Genomic DNA, 20815 nt, shown 5'->3' with positions numbered 1-20815 from the left:
GGGAGGTTAATATGAAAAAATCAAAATTAAGTTTTTGTTTCTTTGTAGGACCTATATTAATTGCATTTTTGTTAGTTGTGATCATACCTGCTTTATTAGGAATATATTATTCATTTACTGATTGGAATGGTATAGAAAATAAATGTAGATTTATAGGAATTGCAAATTATCTACAAGTATTTAAAAAGCAAAGCGATTTTGGCACATCATTTTTATTTACTCTAAAATTTTCTATAGTATCAGTTATTTTGATTAACTTCATTGGTTTTGCATTAGCATTATTAGTTACAAGAGGAATGAGGGCAAGCAGCATATTAAGAAGTATATTTTTTATGCCTAATATGATTGGAGGACTTGTACTCGGATTTATATGGCAGTTTATTTTTACAAAGGCTTTTGATGCAGTTGGTATGAAATTAGGAATTGAATTTCTAAGAGGTTGGCTCTCAACTACAGCAACAGGTTTTTGGGGACTAGTTATATTAATGTCGTGGCAAATGTCAGGGTACATGATGGTTATTTACATAGCTGCACTTCAAGGAATTCCTGAAAATTTAAAAGAAGCTGCAAAAATAGATGGAGCAAATGCATTTCAAACACTTATACATGTAGTAATTCCACTGGTAGCACCAGCATTTACAGTAGGAATTTTTTTAACTTTATCTAATTCTTTTAAATTATATGATCAAAATCTTGCTCTTACAGCAGGAGGACCGTTCAATTCAACTCAAATGCTAGCACTTAATATTTATGATACGGCATTTGTTTTAAATAATTTTGGAGTAGCTCAGGCTAAAGCTGTAATATTTTTAATTACGGTAGCAGTAATAACATTAACTCAATTAAACTTTAATAAGAAAAGGGAGGTAGAGATGTAGTGAGAGAAAATACTATTAAAAAAGTAATATGGAATGTATTTGCTTGTTTTATAGCAATTGTATTTTTGATACCATTGTATATTGCATTTATAAATTCCTTTAAAACTCAAAAGGGGATTTATGTAGATGTTTTAGGAATTCCATCAAAAGCAATGTGTACATTAGAAAATTACGTCCAAGCTTTTAATGATTTAAATTTTCCGCATGCTTTAATGAATTCTTTTTTAATAACTGTATTAAGTACTTTGGTTATAGTAATTTTTGCTTCAATGGCAGCTTGGACGCTGGTTAGATCAAAGACAAAATCAAGTAAGTTTCTATTTTTTTTGTTTGCAGCAGCTATGCTAATTCCATTCCAATCTGTAATGCTTCCTCTTGTCAATTTAATGGGCAAATTACATCTTCTAAATCCAGTAGGGCTAGTATTTATTTATTTGGGTTTTGGTTCAAGTTTATCAATAATTATGTACCATGGATTTATTAAAAATATACCAGTTGAGCTAGAAGAAGCAGCAACAATTGATGGATGTAATAAATTTCAAATATTTTGGTTTATTGTTTTCCCTTTATTAAAGCCAATCACTGCTACTGTAAGTATTCTAAATGTTATGTGGATATGGAATGATTTTTTACTTCCACAGCTTGTTATAAATAAACCTGAGTGGCAAACTATTCCACTTAAAATGTTCTACTTCTTTGGAGAGTATTCTAAAAAGTGGAATTTAGCATTGGCAGGTCTTGTACTAGCTATGATTCCAATTATTATATTTTATATAATTGCTCAAAAGTATATTGTTAAAGGAGTTACTCAAGGGGCCATTAAATAGGAATCTTAGTTGAATTTTTTTAATACGGGGGAAATTAAATGAAAACTTATAAGGTTAATGATAGTGTAATTAAATATACTTTTGGAAATCCAATAAAAACAGATGCTATAACTATAAATAATGAACAATTATGCAATGATCCTTTTGAATTCTTTCAAGTAACTAATGATAAAGAATTAAAGTTTACTTATATAATGAATAACAATGATGTTGTATGGGGACTCGGTGAAAATCAAAGAGGAATGAATAAAAGAGGAGGGATATACGAAAGTTTTTGCAGTGATGATCCTATTCATACTCCAAATAAAAAGTCTTTATATGGTGCTCACAATTTTATAATTGTAGATGGTAAAAATAAGTTTGGAATTTTTGTGGATTTTCCAGGCAAGGTTATATTTGATATAGGATTTACTATTAGAGATGAACTAAAAATTATAATAGAAGATAAAAGTGTAGATGTGTATATGATACATGGGAAATCATCAAAGAATATTGTAAATAAGTTTTTAGAAGTTATTGGAGAATCTTATGTACCTCCTAAATGGGCTTTTGGATATCAACAATCAAGATGGGGATATAAAAATGAAAAAAGTATTTATGAGATTATAGATAAATTTATAGAAAATAATATTCCTTGTGATGCAATTGATCTCGATATTGATTATATGGAAGGCTTCAAAGATTTTACTATAGATAAAAAAGCATTCCCAGATTTTAAGGATTTCGTAAAAAAAGTTAAAGATAAAGGATTTAGGCTTATACCTATAATTGATGCAGGAATTAAAATAGAAAGTGGTTATGATGTCTATGAAGAAGGGGTAACAAATAATTATTTTTGTACTGATGAAGCAGGGAAAAATTTTATTGCTGCAGTTTGGCCAGGAAAATGTCATTTCCCAGATTTTCTAAATAGCAAAGTAAGAAAGTGGTTTGGATACAAATATAAGATTTTAACTGATATGGGGATAGAAGGTTTTTGGAATGATATGAATGAACCTGCAATATTTTATACCAGTAGAGGATTAGATAAAATTATTCAAGTAGTAAAAGATCTAAAAGGAAAAAATCTAGATAGTTATTCTTTTTTTGAATTGGAAAGTAAGTTTCTTAAAATGTCAAATAGCATAGAAGATTATAAAAGCTTTTATCACAATATTGATGGAAAGATTATAAATCATTATAAAGTTCATAACCTTTTTGGATTTAATATGACCAGAAGTGCTAAAGATGGGTTAAGTGAGATTCAGCCTAATAAACGATTTTTGTTATTTTCTAGAGCATCTTATATAGGAATGCATAGATATGGAGGTATATGGACTGGTGACAATAGTTCATGGTGGGAACATATTTTACTAAATATAAAGATGATGCCTTCTTTAAATATGTGTGGGTTTTTATATACTGGTGCAGATACTGGAGGATTTTCAGGGGATGCCAATGGAGAATTAGCTATAAGGTGGACACAGTTTAGTGTGTTTACACCATTATTTAGGAATCATTCTGCTCAAGATACAAGATATCAAGAACCTTTTTCTTTTGAGGAAAAAGTTACTTTCATAATTAAAAAGGCTATAGAAATTAGATATGCTCTGATACCATATATTTATTCTGAATATATGAAAGCAATTATAAATAAGGATATGTACTTTTTTCCACTTGCCTTTATATATAAAGATGAAATGTCAAGAAGAATAGAAAATCAATTATTAGTTGGAGATTCTCTGATGATTACCCCAATATATGAGGAAAATTCATTAGGAAGGTACATATATCTTCCACAGGATATGCTTTTATGGAAGGCAAAGGATTATAGAAATAGAAAGTACAATGTAATTAAAAAAGGTCACAGATATATAAATGTAGATATTGATGAAATTCCTATTTTTATAAGAAAAGATAAAATGTTAGTCTTAGGAAACTGTTTTCAAAGCGTAGAAAAATTATATAATACAGAACTAAATATAATAGCTTTTGTTGAAAATAGAGCCACTTATATTTATCATGATGATGATGGAAAAACTTATGATTACAAAATGGGTGTGTATTCCAATTTGATTATTGAAATTGAAAAAATAGATAAAGATTATTTAATAAAAGTTCAAAATAAAGGAAATACGTCAATAAAAAGATTGAATTTTGAAGTAATAAATATTAATGGAGAAATGTATAGAAAAATAATTTACTTAAAGGAATAAAGGAGAAAGGCGATGAGTATAAGAAGCAGTGGAATTTTAATGCATATTACATCTTTAGCAAGTCCATATGGAATAGGAACTTTTGGTAAAGAAGCTTATGAGTTTGTAGATTTTTTAGTAAAATCGGGACAAAAGTATTGGCAAGTATTGCCGTTAAATCCTACAGGATTAGGAGATTCACCCTACCAACCTTTTTCAGCATTTGCAGGCAATCCATATTTTATAGATTTTGATATTTTAGCTGAAGAAGGATTATTAGAAAAGGGACAGTACCAAAATATGGATTTTGGTTCTAATAATACAAAAGTAGATTATGAAAAAATATTTAATAATAAAATGCCAATTTTAAGAATTGCTTTTAAGAATTGTAAAGAAAAGCATAAAGAAAAAATAAAAAGTTTTAGAGATGAAAATAGAGAATGGTTAGAGGATTATGCTTTATATATGTCTATAAAGTCAAAGTTCTACTTAAGTTCATGGCAGCAGTGGGATAAAAATATTAAGTTAAGAAAAATAAAGGCATTAAATTATTGTAGAAAAGAATTAAAAGAAGAAATAGACTATTGGGTATTTTTACAATATATGTTTTTTAGTCAGTGGACAAAATTGAAGGATTATGCCAATAATAATGGAATTAAAATTATTGGAGATATTCCAATTTATGTAGCTGAAGATAGTGCAGATACATGGGCAAACAGCGAAATGTTTCTACTGGATAAGAATAAGAAACCTATTGTAGTTTCAGGATGCCCTCCAGACGCTTTTTCTGCTACAGGTCAACTATGGGGAAACCCTATATATGATTGGAACTATTTGGAGAAAAATAACTATAAATGGTGGATACAAAGAATTAAAAGGAATATTATTTTATATGATGTAATAAGAATAGATCATTTTCGAGGTTTTGAATCTTTTTGGCAAGTACCTTATGGGGAAGAAACAGCAGTAAATGGCAAGTGGGAAAAGGGTCCAGGTATAAAATTATTTGATGAAGTGGAAAAATCATTAGGAAAAGTGAATATTATAGCAGAAGATTTAGGATACTTAACAAAAGAAGTTACAGAATTTAGAATTATTACAGGATTTCCGGGAATGAAAGTACTTGAGTTTGCTTTTGATACTAGAGAGGAAAGTGATTATTTACCTCATAATTATGATAAACATTGTATAGTTTATACTGGAACACATGATAATGAAACTGTAATTGGATGGATGGAAAATGCTAATATAAAAGATATAAATTTTGCTAAAAGGTATTTAAAATTAAATAAAAGAGAAGGGTATAATTGGGGATTTATAAGAGGTGCTTTAAGTTCTGTAGCAAATTTGGCCATAGCTCAGCTTCAAGATTATTTAGGTCTTGGCAGCGAAGCTAGAATGAATATTCCATCAACTGTAGGTGGAAATTGGCAGTGGAGGGTGGATAAAAAATATTTAAATGATAAATTAGCTAAAAAAATCAGAGGAATTACTAAATTGTATGGAAGGTAGGGTTGAAATGTTAAACGCTAAGGAACTTAAAACAAATATAGAAAAATTTTTAAATTTGGACTATGGGAAAACTTTAAATACTGCACAAAACTACGAAAAATATAATGCAATTTCTAAAGTAATTATGTCATTGATAATAGAAAATTGGAATAAAACTGAAGAAATTTATTCAAATGATAAACAAGCATATTACTTGTCAGCAGAATTTTTAATGGGAAGATCTTTAGGAAATAACTTGATGAATCTAGGAATTTATGATGAAATTAAGAGCACTTTAAAAGAATTAAATATTAATATTAATGATATTGAAGAAATAGAAGAGGATGCAGCACTTGGTAATGGAGGGCTTGGAAGACTAGCTGCATGTTTAATGGATTCAGCAGCCACAAAGAATTTACCAGTTACAGGATACGGAATAAGATATAATTATGGATTGTTTAAGCAAAGTTTTGAGGAGGGTTTTCAGGTTGAAAAAATAGATAATTGGTTAAAGTATGGTTATCCTTGGTCTATTCGTAAAGATGCTGATACAGTAATTGTGGAATTTGCTAATGAAAAAGTAAAAGCTGTTCCATATGATACGCCAATTATAGGATATGGAACCAATAATATTAATAAGCTTAGACTATTTCAAGCCGAGCCTTTAATAGAATTTGATCTTGATTTATTTAATGCTCAAAAGTATGAAGAAGCTGTAAAGAATAAAAACAGAGCTGAAGATATTTCTAGAGTATTATATCCAAATGATTCTACAGAAGAAGGTAAAATATTAAGATTAAAACAACAGTATTTCTTTGTTTCAGCATCAATAAAGGATTTAATTAGAAAGTTTAAAAAACAGCATGGAAATAATTTTGAATTATTTAAGGAGTATAATGCAATTCAACTTAATGATACTCATCCAGTAGTAGCTATACCGGAGTTTATGAGAATATTAGTAGATGAAGAAAAGGTAGGATGGCAAAACGCTTGGGACATTGTTGTAAATACTTTTTCATATACAAATCATACTATATTAAGGGAAGCTCTTGAAGAATGGGATATTAAACTTTATAAAAAAGTGATACCTAAGGTCTATAAGATAATCACTCAGATAAGTAATAGATTTAATAGAGAACTTAAAAAAGATAATAATAATTATGAGAAAATTAATCTTATGAAAATAATTTACAATAAAAAAATTCGTATGGCTTGGCTTGCAATTTATGGAACTCATGCTACAAATGGTGTAGCTGAAATTCATACAAATATATTAAAATATCGGGAATTGAAAGATTGGTATGATCTTTACCCACATAGATTTTTAAATAAAACTAATGGTATTACTCCAAGAAGATGGTTATTGTTGTGCAATAGAGAACTATCGGAATTTATAACAGAATTGCTTCAAGGGAATAAGTGGATTACAGATTTACAAGCCTTAAAAGGTTTAAAAAAATATGTAGATAATAAAAATGTATTAAATAAGATTTTAAATATTAAACAGATAAAAAAGGAACAATTATCCGCATATATTAAGAAACATGAAGGAATAAGTATAAACCCTCATTCTTTATTTGATATGCAAATAAAGAGATTGCATGAATACAAAAGACAACTTTTAAATGCATTTTGTATTTTAGATTTATATTACAGATTAAAAGAAAATCCTAAAATGGATATTGTTCCAAGAACTTTTATTTTTGGAGCAAAAGCAGCATCAGGATATGTTAGAGCAAAAGCTATAATAAAATATATTAATGAGGTAGGCAAACTTATAAATAATGATCCATTAATTAATGATAAAATTAAAGTAGTATTTATTCAAAATTACGGAGTTTCTTATGGAGAAAAGTTATTTCCAGCAGCAGATATTTCCGAGCAAATTTCTACAGCAGGAAAAGAAGCTTCAGGTACAGGTAATATGAAATTTATGTTAAATGGAACGCCTACTATTGGTACTTATGATGGAGCAAATGTAGAAATAGTGGAGGAAGCAGGAGAAGAAAATAACTTTATATTTGGTACAAGAGTAGAAGAAATAGAAAAAATTAAAGATACCTATAATCCTAAAGAATATTATGAAACGGTACCAGGGTTAAAGAGAGTTGTAAATACATTAATTGATGGAACATTTGATGATGCTGACACAGGAGTATTTAAAGAATTATATAATTCATTACTTGAAGGTACTAAAGAGCATAGACCAGACAATTATTTTATATTTAAAGATTTTGATGCTTATAGGAAAGCCCAAAATGAGGTCGACTCATCATATAAGAATAGGATGGATTGGGCAAGAAAGATGCTAATGAACATTGCAGGTGCAGGTAAGTTTAGTAGTGATAGAACAATTATGGAATATTCAAATGAAATTTGGAATATAAAAAGTAAAAAACTTAATTAGAATAATCTTAAACTGCTTGTATGGCAGTTTAAGATTATTTTTATATTTAGTATTTTAAGAGTCTATCTAGCAATAGTTTATAAGTTTCATCAATTTCCTTAAAATTCATATTGCAAACATAGTATTTTTCGAGTTGGTCATGAAGATTTTTGGATGAGGATATAACCGACAGGCCTTTATTTAGAAGATTGTAGAAGGTTTCTTTAGATTTTACTAGTTCATCTTTATTGATTTTACTGTAATCTATTAAGTTTTCCATAAATATTTGAGTTCCTGTGAATTTTTGATTATTTATTTCATTAGAGGTTATAATAGCAGTTTTTAATTCAGGTATTATTATGTGTTCTATTCTATCAGGAATTAGGGGGTCATGGTAAACCTCAATAAAAAAGCCTCTACGTAAAGCTTCCTTATATAAAAATGTAAGAACTTGAGTTTTACCTGTTCCTGGACCTCCATTTAATACGTAAATTTTATTACAGCTTTCAGTTAGATTTTCTATAAAAGTTACAATGCCATTAGGAGTAAAAGCTGTAGCAAAGATATGTCTATCACTACCTAGAGTTTTGCATAGTGAATTTGAAAAAACTTTGTCCTTTAAGTCTTCTTCTAATAATAATAGTTTAGAAGAACTAAGAGCATTTCTATGGAAATTACTCCAATCGTCATGTATAAGCTTTGAAGCTTTTAAAAAGCTATAGGCTCTTTCAAAAGTATTTTTAATTTCTTTGTTGGTTTCAATTATTAATTTTTTATACTGTTTAAAACCTTCTTCATTCCAATGCTGACCCATATTTAGTATTTCATCTACTGCACCAGGATTTGCTGGATCAACTATATGAGGTGAGGTACCGTCAATTAAGGCTACTTCTAACCCTTTAATAACTACTCCGTCTAGAGAGTTATTATCGGATGAACAATGATGATATTCAATATTATATCCTTTGTTTACAAAGAAATTTCCAATATTCTTCATGAGAGAGGATTTACCAGTACCGGGGCCTCCTTTGATACATATTTTCCTTTTAGCAATATTTTCGTCTATAATGTATTGGTAAAAGGAATAGAAACCGTAAGAAGTATTACCGCCAGGGAAGAAATTTCTTATACTACCTTTCATAAACACACACTCCCGTTTACTTCAATCATTATATAATATGCAAAAGCGTATCTTTGTGTATATATTTGCTAAAAATTATATTTGATTATATATTAAAAAAATAAAAATTGGTTATATATTAAATTTTTGATATATAAGTACTAAATTCAGTTATACTTATAAATGAATACAAAAACTTTAGTATGCAGATATAAATTGGAGGAATAAACATGAATGAAGAATTAAAAAAATCACAGGAGCTTATAGATTTTATATATGAAAGTCCAACGGCTTTTCATGTAGTTCATAATCTAAAAAAATTGCTTTCAAATTATGGATTTATTGAACTAAAAGAAGAAGACAGCTGGAGCTTAAAAAAGGGTGGAAAGTATTTTGTACAGAAAAATAACTCTGCATTAACTGCATTTGTAGTAGGTAAAGGTGAATTAGAGAAGGATGGATTTAAAATAATAGGTGCCCATACAGATTCGCCTGGATTTAAGATAAAACCTAATGCTGATATAGAGGTAGAGGGTGAATATGTAAAATTAAATACAGAGGTTTATGGAGGACCTATTATTAATACTTGGCTTGATAGACCTTTATCTTTAGCTGGAAGAGTAGCCATTAAAAGCAAAAATCCATTTTATCCTGAAGAAAGACTTTTAAATATAAAAAAGCCTATATTGATAATACCAAACCTTGCCATACATATGAACAGAAATATAAATTCAGGTATAGAATTAAATAGGCAGAAGGATATACTTCCATTACTTTCTATGGTAAATGAAAAATTTGAAAAAGAAAAATATCTCATAAAAGTCATATCTCAAGAACTTGGAGTTAAAGAAGAAGATATATTGGATTTTGATTTATTTTTATATGATACTGCAAAAGGCTGTATAATGGGTCTTAATGATGAATTTATATCTAGTGCAAGATTAGATGATTTAATTATGGTACATTCGGGAATAAAAGCTTTAGTAAATACAGAGGTTGGAGATAGCACTAATATTATGATATGTTTTGACAATGAAGAAGTTGGCAGCACTACAAAGCAGGGAGCAGATTCACCTATGCTTTCCATTATATTGGAGAGAATAGCTTTAAGCCTTCTAAAAAGTAGAGAGGACTATTATAGGGCTTTGGCAAAATCCTTTATAATATCTTGTGACTTAGGGCATGCACTACATCCAAATTATGCTGAGAAAAGTGACCCTGCAAATAGGCCTATAATTAATAAGGGACCAATAATAAAATCAAGTGCTAGTCAAAGCTATACATCTGATGCTGTATCTTCTGCTGTATATAAAAATATATGTTCAAGAGCAGAAGTACCAGTTCAAATTTTTGTAAATCGTTCGGATGAAAAGGGTGGTTCCACTATTGGACCTATATCCTCAAGTCATGTAAATATAAATTCTGTAGATATGGGGCTTGCTATTCTTTCTATGCATTCAGTAAGAGAATTAGCTGGCGTGAAGGATTATATGTATGCAACTAAATCCTTTGAGGAATTTTATACACTTTAAAGTGTGAAAATAGCTTAAAAACATGAATATTTATGTTGTTCATATGGGAACTTTAAAAATGATTAACGCAACTTTTGCAGCTTAAAAATATTTTATGGAGGAAATGCTTATGAAACTATTTGGGAGCATGGAAATTAAAAATAATACTCTTTATATAGGAAAAATTAGTACAATAGATTTAGCAAGAAAATTTGGAACTCCTCTTTATGTTATTGATGAAGCCTTAGTGACAGAACAATGTAAAAGATATTATAAAGCTTTTAATGTGGAACAGGGTGGAAATAGAGTAGCTTATGCAGGAAAAGCTTTTTTGACTTTAGCAATGTGTCAGATTATAAATAGTGAAGGTTTGTATCTTGATGTAGTTTCTGGAGGAGAACTTTATACTGCGCTTAAAAGCGGCTTCCCTATGGAAAAAGTATATTTTCATGGAAATAATAAAACTTTAGAAGAAATAGAAATGGGAATAAATTTAGGTGTTGAAAGGTTTGTAGTTGATAATTTTGATGAAATAGATAAAATAAATGCAGTAGCTAAAGAAAAGAACAAGGTTCAATCGATACTTTTAAGAATAACTCCGGGTATAGAGGCACATACTCATGATTATATAAAAACAGGACAAATAGATTCAAAATTTGGTTTTACAATGTTGGAACATAATACTATGAATGCAGTAAAAAAATCAATAGAACTTTCTAATATAGAATTAAAGGGATTGCATTGTCATATAGGATCTCAAATATTTGATATCAAACCTTATGAAGATGAAGTTGAAATAATGCTTTCCATTGTAAAAAATATTAAAGATGAAATGGGCTATGAGCTAACGGAGTTGGATTTAGGAGGAGGGTTTGGCATTTATTATAAGGAAGGTGATACTCCTCAAAAGATAGAAGATTTTTGTGAAATTATATTAAGCAAAGCGGAAAGTGTGGGAAAGGAACTTGGAATAAAGCTTCCAAAGCTTGTTATAGAACCAGGAAGATCTATTATAGGTAATGCAGGTAGTACTCTTTATACAGTAGGTTCAATAAAGGAAATACCAGGCATAAGAAAGTATATATCAGTGGACGGAGGAATGACAGATAATATAAGGCCAGCACTTTATAATGCGGAGTATGAATGTGTGGTAGCTGATAAAGTAAAAAGTGAATTTACAGAAAGAGTAAGTGTAGCAGGTAAATGTTGTGAATCTGGGGATATTTTATTAAATGGTATAGAGATTCCTGAAGCTAAAGTTGGAGATATTATGGTGGTATTAAATACAGGAGCCTATGGATATTCTATGTCTAATAATTATAATAAGATACCAAAACCAGCAGTGGTTTTGGTCAAAGATGAAGAAGCAAAGGTAATATGTAGAAGGCAAAACTTTGATCAAATATTAGAAAATGAAGTATTGTTATAAAAATAAAAACATGCTGTGAAAAATTTAATTTTTCACAGCATGTTTTTTTACTGAAATTCATAATTTATGACTTCATGGGGATAATAAGCATTGCACCAATTCTTTTTAGACGAAAGGATGATTTTTATGCTTTATTACACAATAGCTGCTTTAGCAGCCATTTTATTAATTATTGGTACTTATGCATTATTTAATAAAAATAGAAAAGATGAAAATAACATAATGGATGATGTTCCTACCATAAATGCCAATAAAGAAGAACTACAAAAGCATGCGATAGAAATATCAAACTATTCATCAGTTATAAAAAAAAATAATTATAGAAAGAGGCTTATAAAAAGTTTAGATATTAGTTATAAGAAAATATTAAAGGGGTATGACTACATAGATAAGGAAGTTAAAAATAATAGAGAAGTAATACAGGCGGCAGAATGGCTTTTGGATAATCTTTATTTAATACAAAGAGAATATGCTGACATAAAAACTAATATGCCTGAAGAATACTATAAGAACCTGCCAGTCATGACTAAAGGAATAATGAAGGATTATCCTAGAATTTACTATGTAGCTATAGAATTAGTTTCTCATACTGATGGATCAGTTGATGAAGAAACTATAGAAACTTTTATTAATTCATATCAAAAAAATTCTATACTCACCAGTGGAGAACTTTGGGCATTACCTATAATGATTAGGATAGCTCTTATTCAAAACATAAGTAAAATAATTGAAAGAATTGTTTTTGCACAGAAGGAAAGAAGAAAAGGAGAGTTAATAGCAGAAAGACTTATAGATGCAGTTAATAATGATAGATTAGAAGAAGAAATTAAAAAGCTTTATTTAGAAGATATATCATTTACATCACACATAGTAGAAAGAATTTTGAAGATATTAAGAGATAATGAAATAGAAAACAGAATTATATATAAGTGGATTGATGAAAAATTAGACAATGAAGAAACTGACATGGAAAAAGTAGTAAATGTGGAACATCAAAAACAATCTGGTTATCAAATTTCTATAGGAAATTCTATAACAGGTATAAGAGAAGTAGGAGCCTTAAATTGGAAAGAAAGCTTTGAAAAATTAAGTTATGTTGAAAATATCTTAAGAAAAGATCCTTCTAAAATTTATGAGAATATGGATTTTGAGTCTAGAGATTATTATAGGCATAGTGTGGAAAAGCTAGCAAAACATATGAATGTACCTGAGTCCCTTATAGCTAAAAGAGCAATAGAATGTTCTTTAGCTGCAAATGATAATAATGATTCAAAAGAATATGAAAAACATGTAGGGTATTACATAATTGATAATGGAATTAAAACTTTAAAAAATAAGATGTCATTTAATGAAAGAGGTTTACATAGTGTAAAAGGCAAATTTATAAGAAACAACGTTATTTCATATATAGGAAGTATAGTAATCGGTACAGTTATAGTTATGAGTTTAATATTGATTTTAGGTTATTACAATGACACTAATCCTGTTTTATGGCAATACGTTTTGGCATCGGTTTTAATTTTAATTCCTTGCAGCGAAATTGTTGTATCAACACTTAATTGGAGTATATGTAAGTTAGTACAGCCTAGATTTATTCCTAAAATTGAGTTCAGAAAAGGTGTACCTGTAGAAGCCAGTACAATAGTAGTTATTCCTACGTTGCTAAATAGTGAAAAAAGAGTAAAGGAACTAATAGATGATATGGAAGTATATTATTTAGCAAACAAGGAACAAAATGTGTACTTTGGATTGCTGGGTGATTTTAAAGATGGCCTACAGAAAGAAGAAAATGCAGATAAAGATATAATTAATACTGCTTTAAATTTAATAAAAGATTTAAACAGGAAGTATAGCAAAGATGAAAAAGATATATTTTATTTTTTTAACAGGTATAGACAGCACAATGAAAAGGAAGGAACTTGGCTAGGTTGGGAAAGAAAACGTGGTAAATTAGTAGAATTTAATAAATTAATAAGAGGAGATAAAAATACAAGTTATGATGTTATAAGTGGAAATATAGAGAATTTATATAATATTAAATATGTAATAACATTAGATGCCGATACTCAATTGCCTAGAGATAGTGCAAAAAGGCTAATAGGAGCTATGTACCATATTTTAAATAGACCCTATATAGATTTAAAAAACAAAGTAGTATTAAGAGGTCATGGACTTATGCAGCCTAGAGTAGGAGTTGGTACTGAAAGCGCAAATAAAACTATATTTTCAAAAATATTTTCAGGAGAAGCAGGTATAGATATGTATACTACTGCTGTTTCTGATGTATATGAAGATTTATTTGATGAAGGAATATTTACGGGAAAAGGTATATATGATGTTGATACTTTTAATAGTGTACTTAGCAATGAAATTCCTGAAAATTTAGTATTAAGTCATGATTTGTTAGAAGGATCATATATAAGAGCAGCATTAGTTACAGACATAGAACTTATAGATGGATATCCTGCATATTATAATGCCAGTTGTAAAAGGGTACATAGGTGGACGAGAGGAGATTGGCAGCTTATACCCTGGTTATTTAAGAAAAGTCCCTTAAATACATTATCTAGATGGAAGATATTTGATAATTTAAGAAGAAGTCTTTTGGCGCCATCTATAATGACACTTGTTATTGCAGCACTTTTAATGTTTAGAAATCCAGATAAGTGGCTTGCTGTAGCATTTATTTCTCTTTTATGTCCGATATTTTTTGATGTATCTGAAACTGTAATTTCACCTATTAAAGGAATAGGACTTTCTGGAAAGCTTGCTAATGGAAAAAATATTTTAGAACAAGTATTTCTTATATTCTGTTTTTTGCCATATCAAGCATATTTAATGCTAGATGCTATAATTAGAACTTTATATAGGCTTGCTATAAGCAAGAAACACCTTCTTCAATGGCAGACTGCTGAGGATGCAGAAGTAAATTCAGGCAGGAAACTTACAGATTTTATAAAGTTTATGTGGATAGGAAGTGCTATAAGTGCTATTACATTATTTATAGCTTTTCAAAATTCTTTGGATTCAGGAATGCTAATAATGCCTTCAGCTGTTATTTGGTTTACTAGTCCATGGATAGCTTACAGTGTAAGCAAGGAAATAAGAAAAGAAAAAAGACAATTAACAGATGAACAGGAGGAAGTGTTAAGAAGACTTACTAGGGAAACTTGGTCATATTTTGAGGACTTTGTTAATGATGAAAACAACTGGTTAGCACCAGATAATTATCAAGAGGACCCTAGTAATGGTGTAGCTTATAGGACTTCACCTACTAATATAGGAATGGGACTGACATCAAATATAGTAGCATATGATTTAGGTTACATTGGCATACTTGAATTTCAACAGAGGATGGATAAGATAGTATCTAACATGGAATCCTTGGAAAAGTTTAAAGGACATTTTTATAATTGGTATAATACTAAAACTAAAAATCCTCTTCATCCTAAGTATATATCAACTGTAGATAGTGGTAATTTAATAGGATATATATGGCTTGCTGATGAATCTATAAATGAATATATGTCAAATTTTGCAATAAGAAAGCATGTACTATCAGCATTTAATGATAATTTAAAACTTGCTAATCAGGAGATAAAGCATTCTATAAATGCAGAAAACTTTTATATGGATTTAATACATGAATTCAATAATAAAGATTTTAATATAGTATCATGGAAAAATACATTATGTAAAATTAGAGATAAGTCTATAGAAATAGAAAAAGTTAATGGTTGTGCTAATTTATATTGGAATAATAAATTAAAGCACAGTATAAGTAAAAGTTTAAAAGAAATAGAAACTTTTTTTCCTTGGGTTGATATGTTAGTAAAAATGCCAGAAAAAGTGGAGTTTTTAGAACAGAGATTAATAGATTTGGTTGAAAAAACTCCAATTCAAAATTTACCTAAAGAAATAGAGTTTATTCAATATAAACTTAATAAACTTTTACCAAAATTACAAAATGATCAGCAGTGGATAAAACAAATGAATTCTATGTTGGAAGCTGGCAGTAATGAAATAAAGAATGTTATAAAAAAGCTAAAAGGTTTAAAGGAAAGATTGAATAGTATTTCCGAGAATACAGATTTTAGAATGTTATATGATGAAAAAAGACAGCTTTTTTCTATAGGTTATGATATTGAAAAAGATAATATAAGTAATTGCTATTATGACTTATTAGCATCAGAGGCAAGGCAGGCTAGTTTTATATCTATAGCTAAAGGAGATATAGAACAAGGACATTGGTTCAAGTTAGGAAGAGCTTTGACTATAATTGGCAAAGACAAAGGACTTGTATCATGGACAGGAACTATGTTTGAATACTTGATGCCGCTTATAATTATGAAGCCTTATCCTGATACTTTATTATATGAAACTTATAGAGCTGTAGTGGAAGGTCAGGAGAGGTATGGTAAGGAGAGAAGAGTGCCTTGGGGAATATCTGAATCTGCCTTTTACAATTTTGATGTAGCTTTAAATTATCAATATAAAGCTTTCGGAGTACCTGGCATAGGACTTAAAAGAGGACTTATGAGTGATTTGGTAATATCACCATATTCTACAATCATGGCATTGCAGATTAATTTAAAGGATGCTTTTAATAATATAAAGAAACTTATTGATATAGGCATGGAAGGTTTATATGGCTTTTATGAAGCTATAGATTATACTAGAGAAAGACTGCCTAAAGGAAAGAGAGAAGCTATAGTTAAATGTTTTATGGTACATCATGAAGGTATGAGTTTAATGTCACTAGACAATGTATTAAACAATAATGTACTTCAAGAGAGGTTCCATAAAATACCAAGGGTAAAGGCTACAGAGTTACTTCTTCAAGAGAAAAAATCTAAAACTGTTGTATATGATAGAGAACAGCAGTATGAGAGTGCAGATGCAATAACAGAAAAACAAAATTTAGTTACTAGAAGATATACTACAGCAAAAACTGAAATGCCAGAAACACATATTATGTCTAATGGAAGTTATTCTTTAATGATAACTAACAGTGGTTCTGGATATGCTAAAAAAGATGATATGACTGTTTATAGGTGGAGAGAAGATGTAACAACAGATAACACAGGGATGTTTTTCTATATAAAAAATCTAAATTCCAATGAATATTGGAGTGCTGCATATGAGCCTTGTAAACTTGAAGGAGAAGAATATAATGTTACATTTTCTCTGGATAAGGCTGAATTTGAAAGAAAGGATGGAAATATAAAAACACATACCGATATTACCGTTTCCAATGAGGATAATGCTGAGGTAAGAAAAATTTTTATAACTAATCAAAGCGAACATAGTAGAGAAGTTGAAATTACTAGTTATTGTGAAGTAACATTAGCTCCATACAATGCAGATTTGGTTCATCCATCCTTTGGAAACTTATTTATAAAAACAGAATATGTCGATGAGGCTGGATGTATAATTGCCAATAGGAGGCCTAGAGCTCAAGGCTCAAAACAACCTTGGATTATGCAAACTATTGCATTGGAAGGTCAATCAATAGGTTCCATTCAATATGAAACTAGTAGAGCTAACTTTATAGGAAGAGGAAGAGATTTATCAAATCCTGAAGCCATGGGAAATGATGTACAGCTAAAGATGACTTGTGGTGCAGTATTAGATCCTATAATAAGTATGAGAATAAGAGTAAGAATAGAAAAAGGTGAAACTTGTAAGGTAGCATTTACCACAGCAACTACGGAATCTAGAGAAGAAGCTGTTGAACTTTCTAAAAAGTATAAAGATATGCATAATGTAAATAGAATATTTGAACTATCCTGGACTGGAATACAGGTTGAAATGAAGTATCTAGGAATAAAATCTTCTCAAGCAAATATTTATCAGCTTATGGCATCCAAAATTTTATTTTTAAATACACTTTTTAAGGATAGAGAAGGGTATATAAAGAATATAAGTAAAGGTCAGTCAGCTTTATGGCCTTATGGAATATCAGGTGATTTGCCTATAGTATTGTTGATAGTGAGAGATGATAAGAATATAGATATGGTTAGAAGATTATTAAACGCTCATGAGTACTGGAGTATAAAGGGATTAAAAGTAGATTTGGTTATATTGAACTTGCAGAATAGTTCCTATACACAACCATTACAGGATTCCATAAGAGACTTAATATGTTCCAGCCATGCAAGGGATAAGCAAAATAAAGCAGGTGGAGTTTTCTTGCATAGTAAAGCTACTATAAATGAAGAAGATATAAATTTACTTATGGCTATATCTAGGTTAGTTATAGATGGAGATAAAGGATCTTTAATATCTCAGGTAATTGATGAGGAGGAGACTATAGAAGATGAAGAAATGCTTTTAACTAAGCCTAAAGAATATGTATTTACCCATTACGAGTATGATATACCTAAATTATATTACTTTAACGGCATAGGAGGATTTCATCACGAAAATAATTCTTATATTATAGTACTTAAGAATTGGGAAACCACTCCTGCTCCATGGATAAATGTAATTTCAAATGGAAAATTTGGTTTTCATGTTTCTGAAAGTGGAATATCTTATACCTGGAACAAAAATAGCAGAGAAAATAAGTTAACTACTTGGTCAAATGATCCAGTAATAGATGGAGAAGCTGAGCAAATATATGTAAGAGATGAAAATACAGGTGGCTTTTGGAGCATATCACCTAAGCCTATAAGAGATAATGGCGAGTATATTATAGAGCATGGCTTTGGTTATTCAAATTTTAAACATGAAGCTCATGGTATTATAGGGGAAATGGCTATGTTTGTAGATATGGATGAAAGTGTTAAGTTGTGCAGTATAAAGCTTAAAAATAACACAAATGAAAAGAGACATTTATCTATAAGCTACTATGCAAAATTAGTTTTAGGTGTAACTCATGAACAAAGTTCCCAATATATTTTTACGGAATTTAATAATGAAAAGGAATATGTTTATAGTTTAAATCCATATAGTGAACACTTTGGAACACTTATTTGCTATCTAAAAACTTTTGGAGGAAAAAAAATTTCTTTTACAGGGAACAGAAAGGAATTTATTGGAAGAGGCGGAAGTATAAGTGAACCTAGAGCCATGAAATTAAAAAAATTATCAGATACTGTCGGTGCAGGCTTTGATCCTTGTTTAGCTGAAAATGTAAAAATAGATTTAAAAAGCCAAGAAGAAAAAAGTGTTCTAATTTTATTGGGCCAAGGAGAAAATTTTGAGGAAGTAGAAAAGGTTATAGATAAATATAGCAATAAATTTAAAGCAGAAGAGGAATTAAATAAGGCTAAAGAATATTGGAATAAGTTACTTAATACTATACAGGTTAGAACTCCAGATAAGTCTATGGATATAATGTTAAATGGATGGCTTATGTATCAGATTATATCTTGTAGATTTTGGGCAAGAACCGCTTTTTATCAATCAGGAGGAGCTTATGGATTTAGAGATCAGCTACAGGATGTAATGGCTGTAAATTATGTGGATAATAGTATACCTAGAGAACATATAATTTATAGTGCTTCTAAACAATACTTAGAAGGTGATGTACAGCATTGGTGGCACCCTGTAGTGGATAGTGGAATAAGAACTAGATTCTCAGATGATCTGCTGTGGCTCCCTTATGTAACTACAGATTATATCCAGAATACTGGAGATTACAGCATTTTGGATGAAGAAGCTGGTTACTTAGAGGATGAACCATTAAAGGAGGGTGAGGATGAAAGATATAATATAGCTAAAATATCTCATAAAAAAGGTAGTATTTATGAGCATTGCATAAAAGCTATAGAAAAAGGATTAAACTTTGGACCTCACAATATACCTCTAATGGGATCTGGAGATTGGAATGATGGTATGAGTACTGTAGGTAATAAGGGAAAAGGAGAAAGTGTATGGCTTGGATGGTTCTTATATAGCATATTGGATAAGTTTATTCCTTTATGTGAATATAAATCTGATTTTGAAAAAGTGAGCAGATATAATGAATTAAAGGAATTTATAAGAGAAAATCTTGAAAAAAATGCTTGGGATGGAAGCTGGTACAGGAGAGCATATTTTGATGATGGAACTCCTTTGGGATCTATAAAAAATGATGAATGTCAAATAGACTCATTATCACAATCATGGGCAGTTATATCTGGTGCTGGAAAAGAATCTAGAATAAAAGAGGCCATGAATGCTTTAGAGAAAAATCTAATAAAAGAGGATAAAGGCATAGCTTTATTGCTTACACCGGCTTTCGATAGGTCTTCTTTAGAGCCTGGATACATTAAAGGATATGTGCCAGGAGTAAGGGAAAATGGAGGCCAATATACTCATGGATCTATATGGATAATATTAGCCTTAACCAAAATGGGGTATAACAATAAGGCATGGAAACTATTTAATATGATAAATCCAATAAATCATTCAGAATCATATTTAGAATGTCAAACTTATAAGGTAGAACCTTATGTTATGACAGCAGATGTTTATGCTGTGGCTCCTCATGTAGGAAGAGGTGGATGGAGTTGGTATACTGGTGCTGCTGGATGGATGTATAGGACAGGAATAGAAGGAATACTTGGATTAAAGTTTAGAAAAGGTGATGGATTTACTGTAGAACCATGTATACCTGATGAATGGGATAACTATGATATTTATTATAACTTAGAAAATTGTAAGTACTCTATAGAAGTAAAAAGAGGTCAGGAAAAAGGAGTATGGGTAGATGAGAATAAAATAGATAATAAAATAATTCCATTTTTCAAAGATGGAAATCATAAGGTAAGGGTTGTAATTTAAAAATATTGCGACACAAGGGTGCAGTTGAAGCTTGGATTTTAACTTTTACTCCGTGACACACTTATCATATATCACTGCATAAAAGTTAAAATCCAAACTAGTAAGTTGTGTCGCAATGTACTTATATTAACTCAAAATTGTATGTGTGAAAGTTGAGTATTTAAAAATCCTTGTTTTTCAAACTATAAACACTCAGCGAAATCTAGTATATGTTATATTAATGAAAA

Annotated in this window: 9 protein-coding genes; 8 read left to right on the top strand and 1 reads right to left on the bottom strand. The window is 29.7% G+C overall.

Annotated elements, in window-relative coordinates; all coding sequences use genetic code 11:
* Positions 1-11 precede the first annotated feature (11 nt).
* The 5 genes from Q6H37_RS27480 to Q6H37_RS27460 are packed head-to-tail and all read left to right on the top strand — an operon-like array spanning position 12 to position 7777.
* Positions 12-878 (top strand): sugar ABC transporter permease, encoded by an 867-nt coding sequence (locus tag Q6H37_RS27480; protein ID WP_318738089.1) that lies wholly within the window; start codon positions 12-14, stop codon positions 876-878.
* Positions 878-1705 (top strand): carbohydrate ABC transporter permease, encoded by an 828-nt coding sequence (locus Q6H37_RS27475; RefSeq protein WP_318738087.1) that lies wholly within the window; start codon positions 878-880, stop codon positions 1703-1705. Before Q6H37_RS27480 ends, Q6H37_RS27475 begins: the two co-directional genes overlap by 1 nt.
* Before the next feature lie 38 nt (positions 1706-1743).
* A complete protein-coding gene (locus Q6H37_RS27470) occupies positions 1744-3900 on the top strand; it encodes a TIM-barrel domain-containing protein (RefSeq protein WP_318738085.1) in 2157 nt (718 codons plus the stop codon).
* A gap of 12 nt (positions 3901-3912) precedes the next feature.
* Positions 3913-5391 carry a 4-alpha-glucanotransferase gene (gene malQ, locus Q6H37_RS27465; protein ID WP_318738083.1) on the top strand — a complete coding sequence of 493 codons (1479 nt, stop codon included), beginning with the start codon at positions 3913-3915 and terminating at the stop codon, positions 5389-5391.
* Between the two features lie 7 nt (positions 5392-5398).
* A complete protein-coding gene (locus tag Q6H37_RS27460) occupies positions 5399-7777 on the top strand; it encodes a glycogen/starch/alpha-glucan phosphorylase (protein ID WP_318738081.1) in 2379 nt (792 codons plus the stop codon).
* Between the two features lie 46 nt (positions 7778-7823).
* Here Q6H37_RS27460 and Q6H37_RS27455 read toward each other — a convergent pair whose 3' ends face one another.
* On the bottom strand, positions 7824-8897 hold the full coding sequence (locus tag Q6H37_RS27455) for a PRK06851 family protein (protein ID WP_318738080.1): 1074 nt from the start codon (positions 8895-8897) through the stop codon (positions 7824-7826).
* A 209-nt stretch (positions 8898-9106) separates the two neighbouring features.
* Here Q6H37_RS27455 and Q6H37_RS27450 point away from each other — a divergent pair, with 209 nt between their 5' ends.
* From Q6H37_RS27450 to Q6H37_RS27440, 3 genes are all read left to right on the top strand, one after another.
* The gene (locus tag Q6H37_RS27450; protein WP_318738078.1) at positions 9107-10408 is read left to right on the top strand and encodes a M18 family aminopeptidase; all 1302 of its coding nucleotides are present in this window, start codon (positions 9107-9109) and stop codon (positions 10406-10408) included.
* Between the two features lie 109 nt (positions 10409-10517).
* Positions 10518-11816, top strand: coding sequence for a diaminopimelate decarboxylase (gene lysA, locus Q6H37_RS27445; RefSeq protein WP_318738076.1), 1299 nt, complete (start codon positions 10518-10520; stop codon positions 11814-11816).
* Between the two features lie 126 nt (positions 11817-11942).
* The gene (locus tag Q6H37_RS27440) at positions 11943-20588 is read left to right on the top strand and encodes a GH36-type glycosyl hydrolase domain-containing protein (protein ID WP_318738074.1); all 8646 of its coding nucleotides are present in this window, start codon (positions 11943-11945) and stop codon (positions 20586-20588) included.
* The last annotated feature ends 227 nt before the right edge of the window (positions 20589-20815 follow it).

Origin of the sequence: Clostridium sp. JS66 (assembly GCF_033561535.1) — a bacterium.
Lineage (GTDB): Bacteria > Bacillota > Clostridia > Clostridiales > Clostridiaceae > Clostridium_AM > Clostridium_AM carboxidivorans.
This window is presented reverse-complemented; position numbering and strand designations above follow the sequence as displayed.

Excerpts from the sequence above, each read along its gene's own strand:
- Q6H37_RS27480 (WP_318738089.1), top strand. The coding sequence starts at position 12 with ATGAAAAAATCAAAATTAAGTTTTTGTTTCTTTGTAGGACCTATATTA.
- Q6H37_RS27470 (WP_318738085.1), top strand. The coding sequence starts at position 1,744 with ATGAAAACTTATAAGGTTAATGATAGTGTAATTAAATATACTTTTGGA.
- malQ (WP_318738083.1), top strand. The coding sequence starts at position 3,913 with ATGAGTATAAGAAGCAGTGGAATTTTAATGCATATTACATCTTTAGCA.
- Q6H37_RS27460 (WP_318738081.1), top strand. The coding sequence starts at position 5,399 with ATGTTAAACGCTAAGGAACTTAAAACAAATATAGAAAAATTTTTAAAT.
- Q6H37_RS27455 (WP_318738080.1), bottom strand. The coding sequence starts at position 8,897 with ATGAAAGGTAGTATAAGAAATTTCTTCCCTGGCGGTAATACTTCTTAC.
- Q6H37_RS27450 (WP_318738078.1), top strand. The coding sequence starts at position 9,107 with ATGAATGAAGAATTAAAAAAATCACAGGAGCTTATAGATTTTATATAT.
- lysA (WP_318738076.1), top strand. The coding sequence starts at position 10,518 with ATGAAACTATTTGGGAGCATGGAAATTAAAAATAATACTCTTTATATA.
- Q6H37_RS27440 (WP_318738074.1), top strand. The coding sequence starts at position 11,943 with ATGCTTTATTACACAATAGCTGCTTTAGCAGCCATTTTATTAATTATT.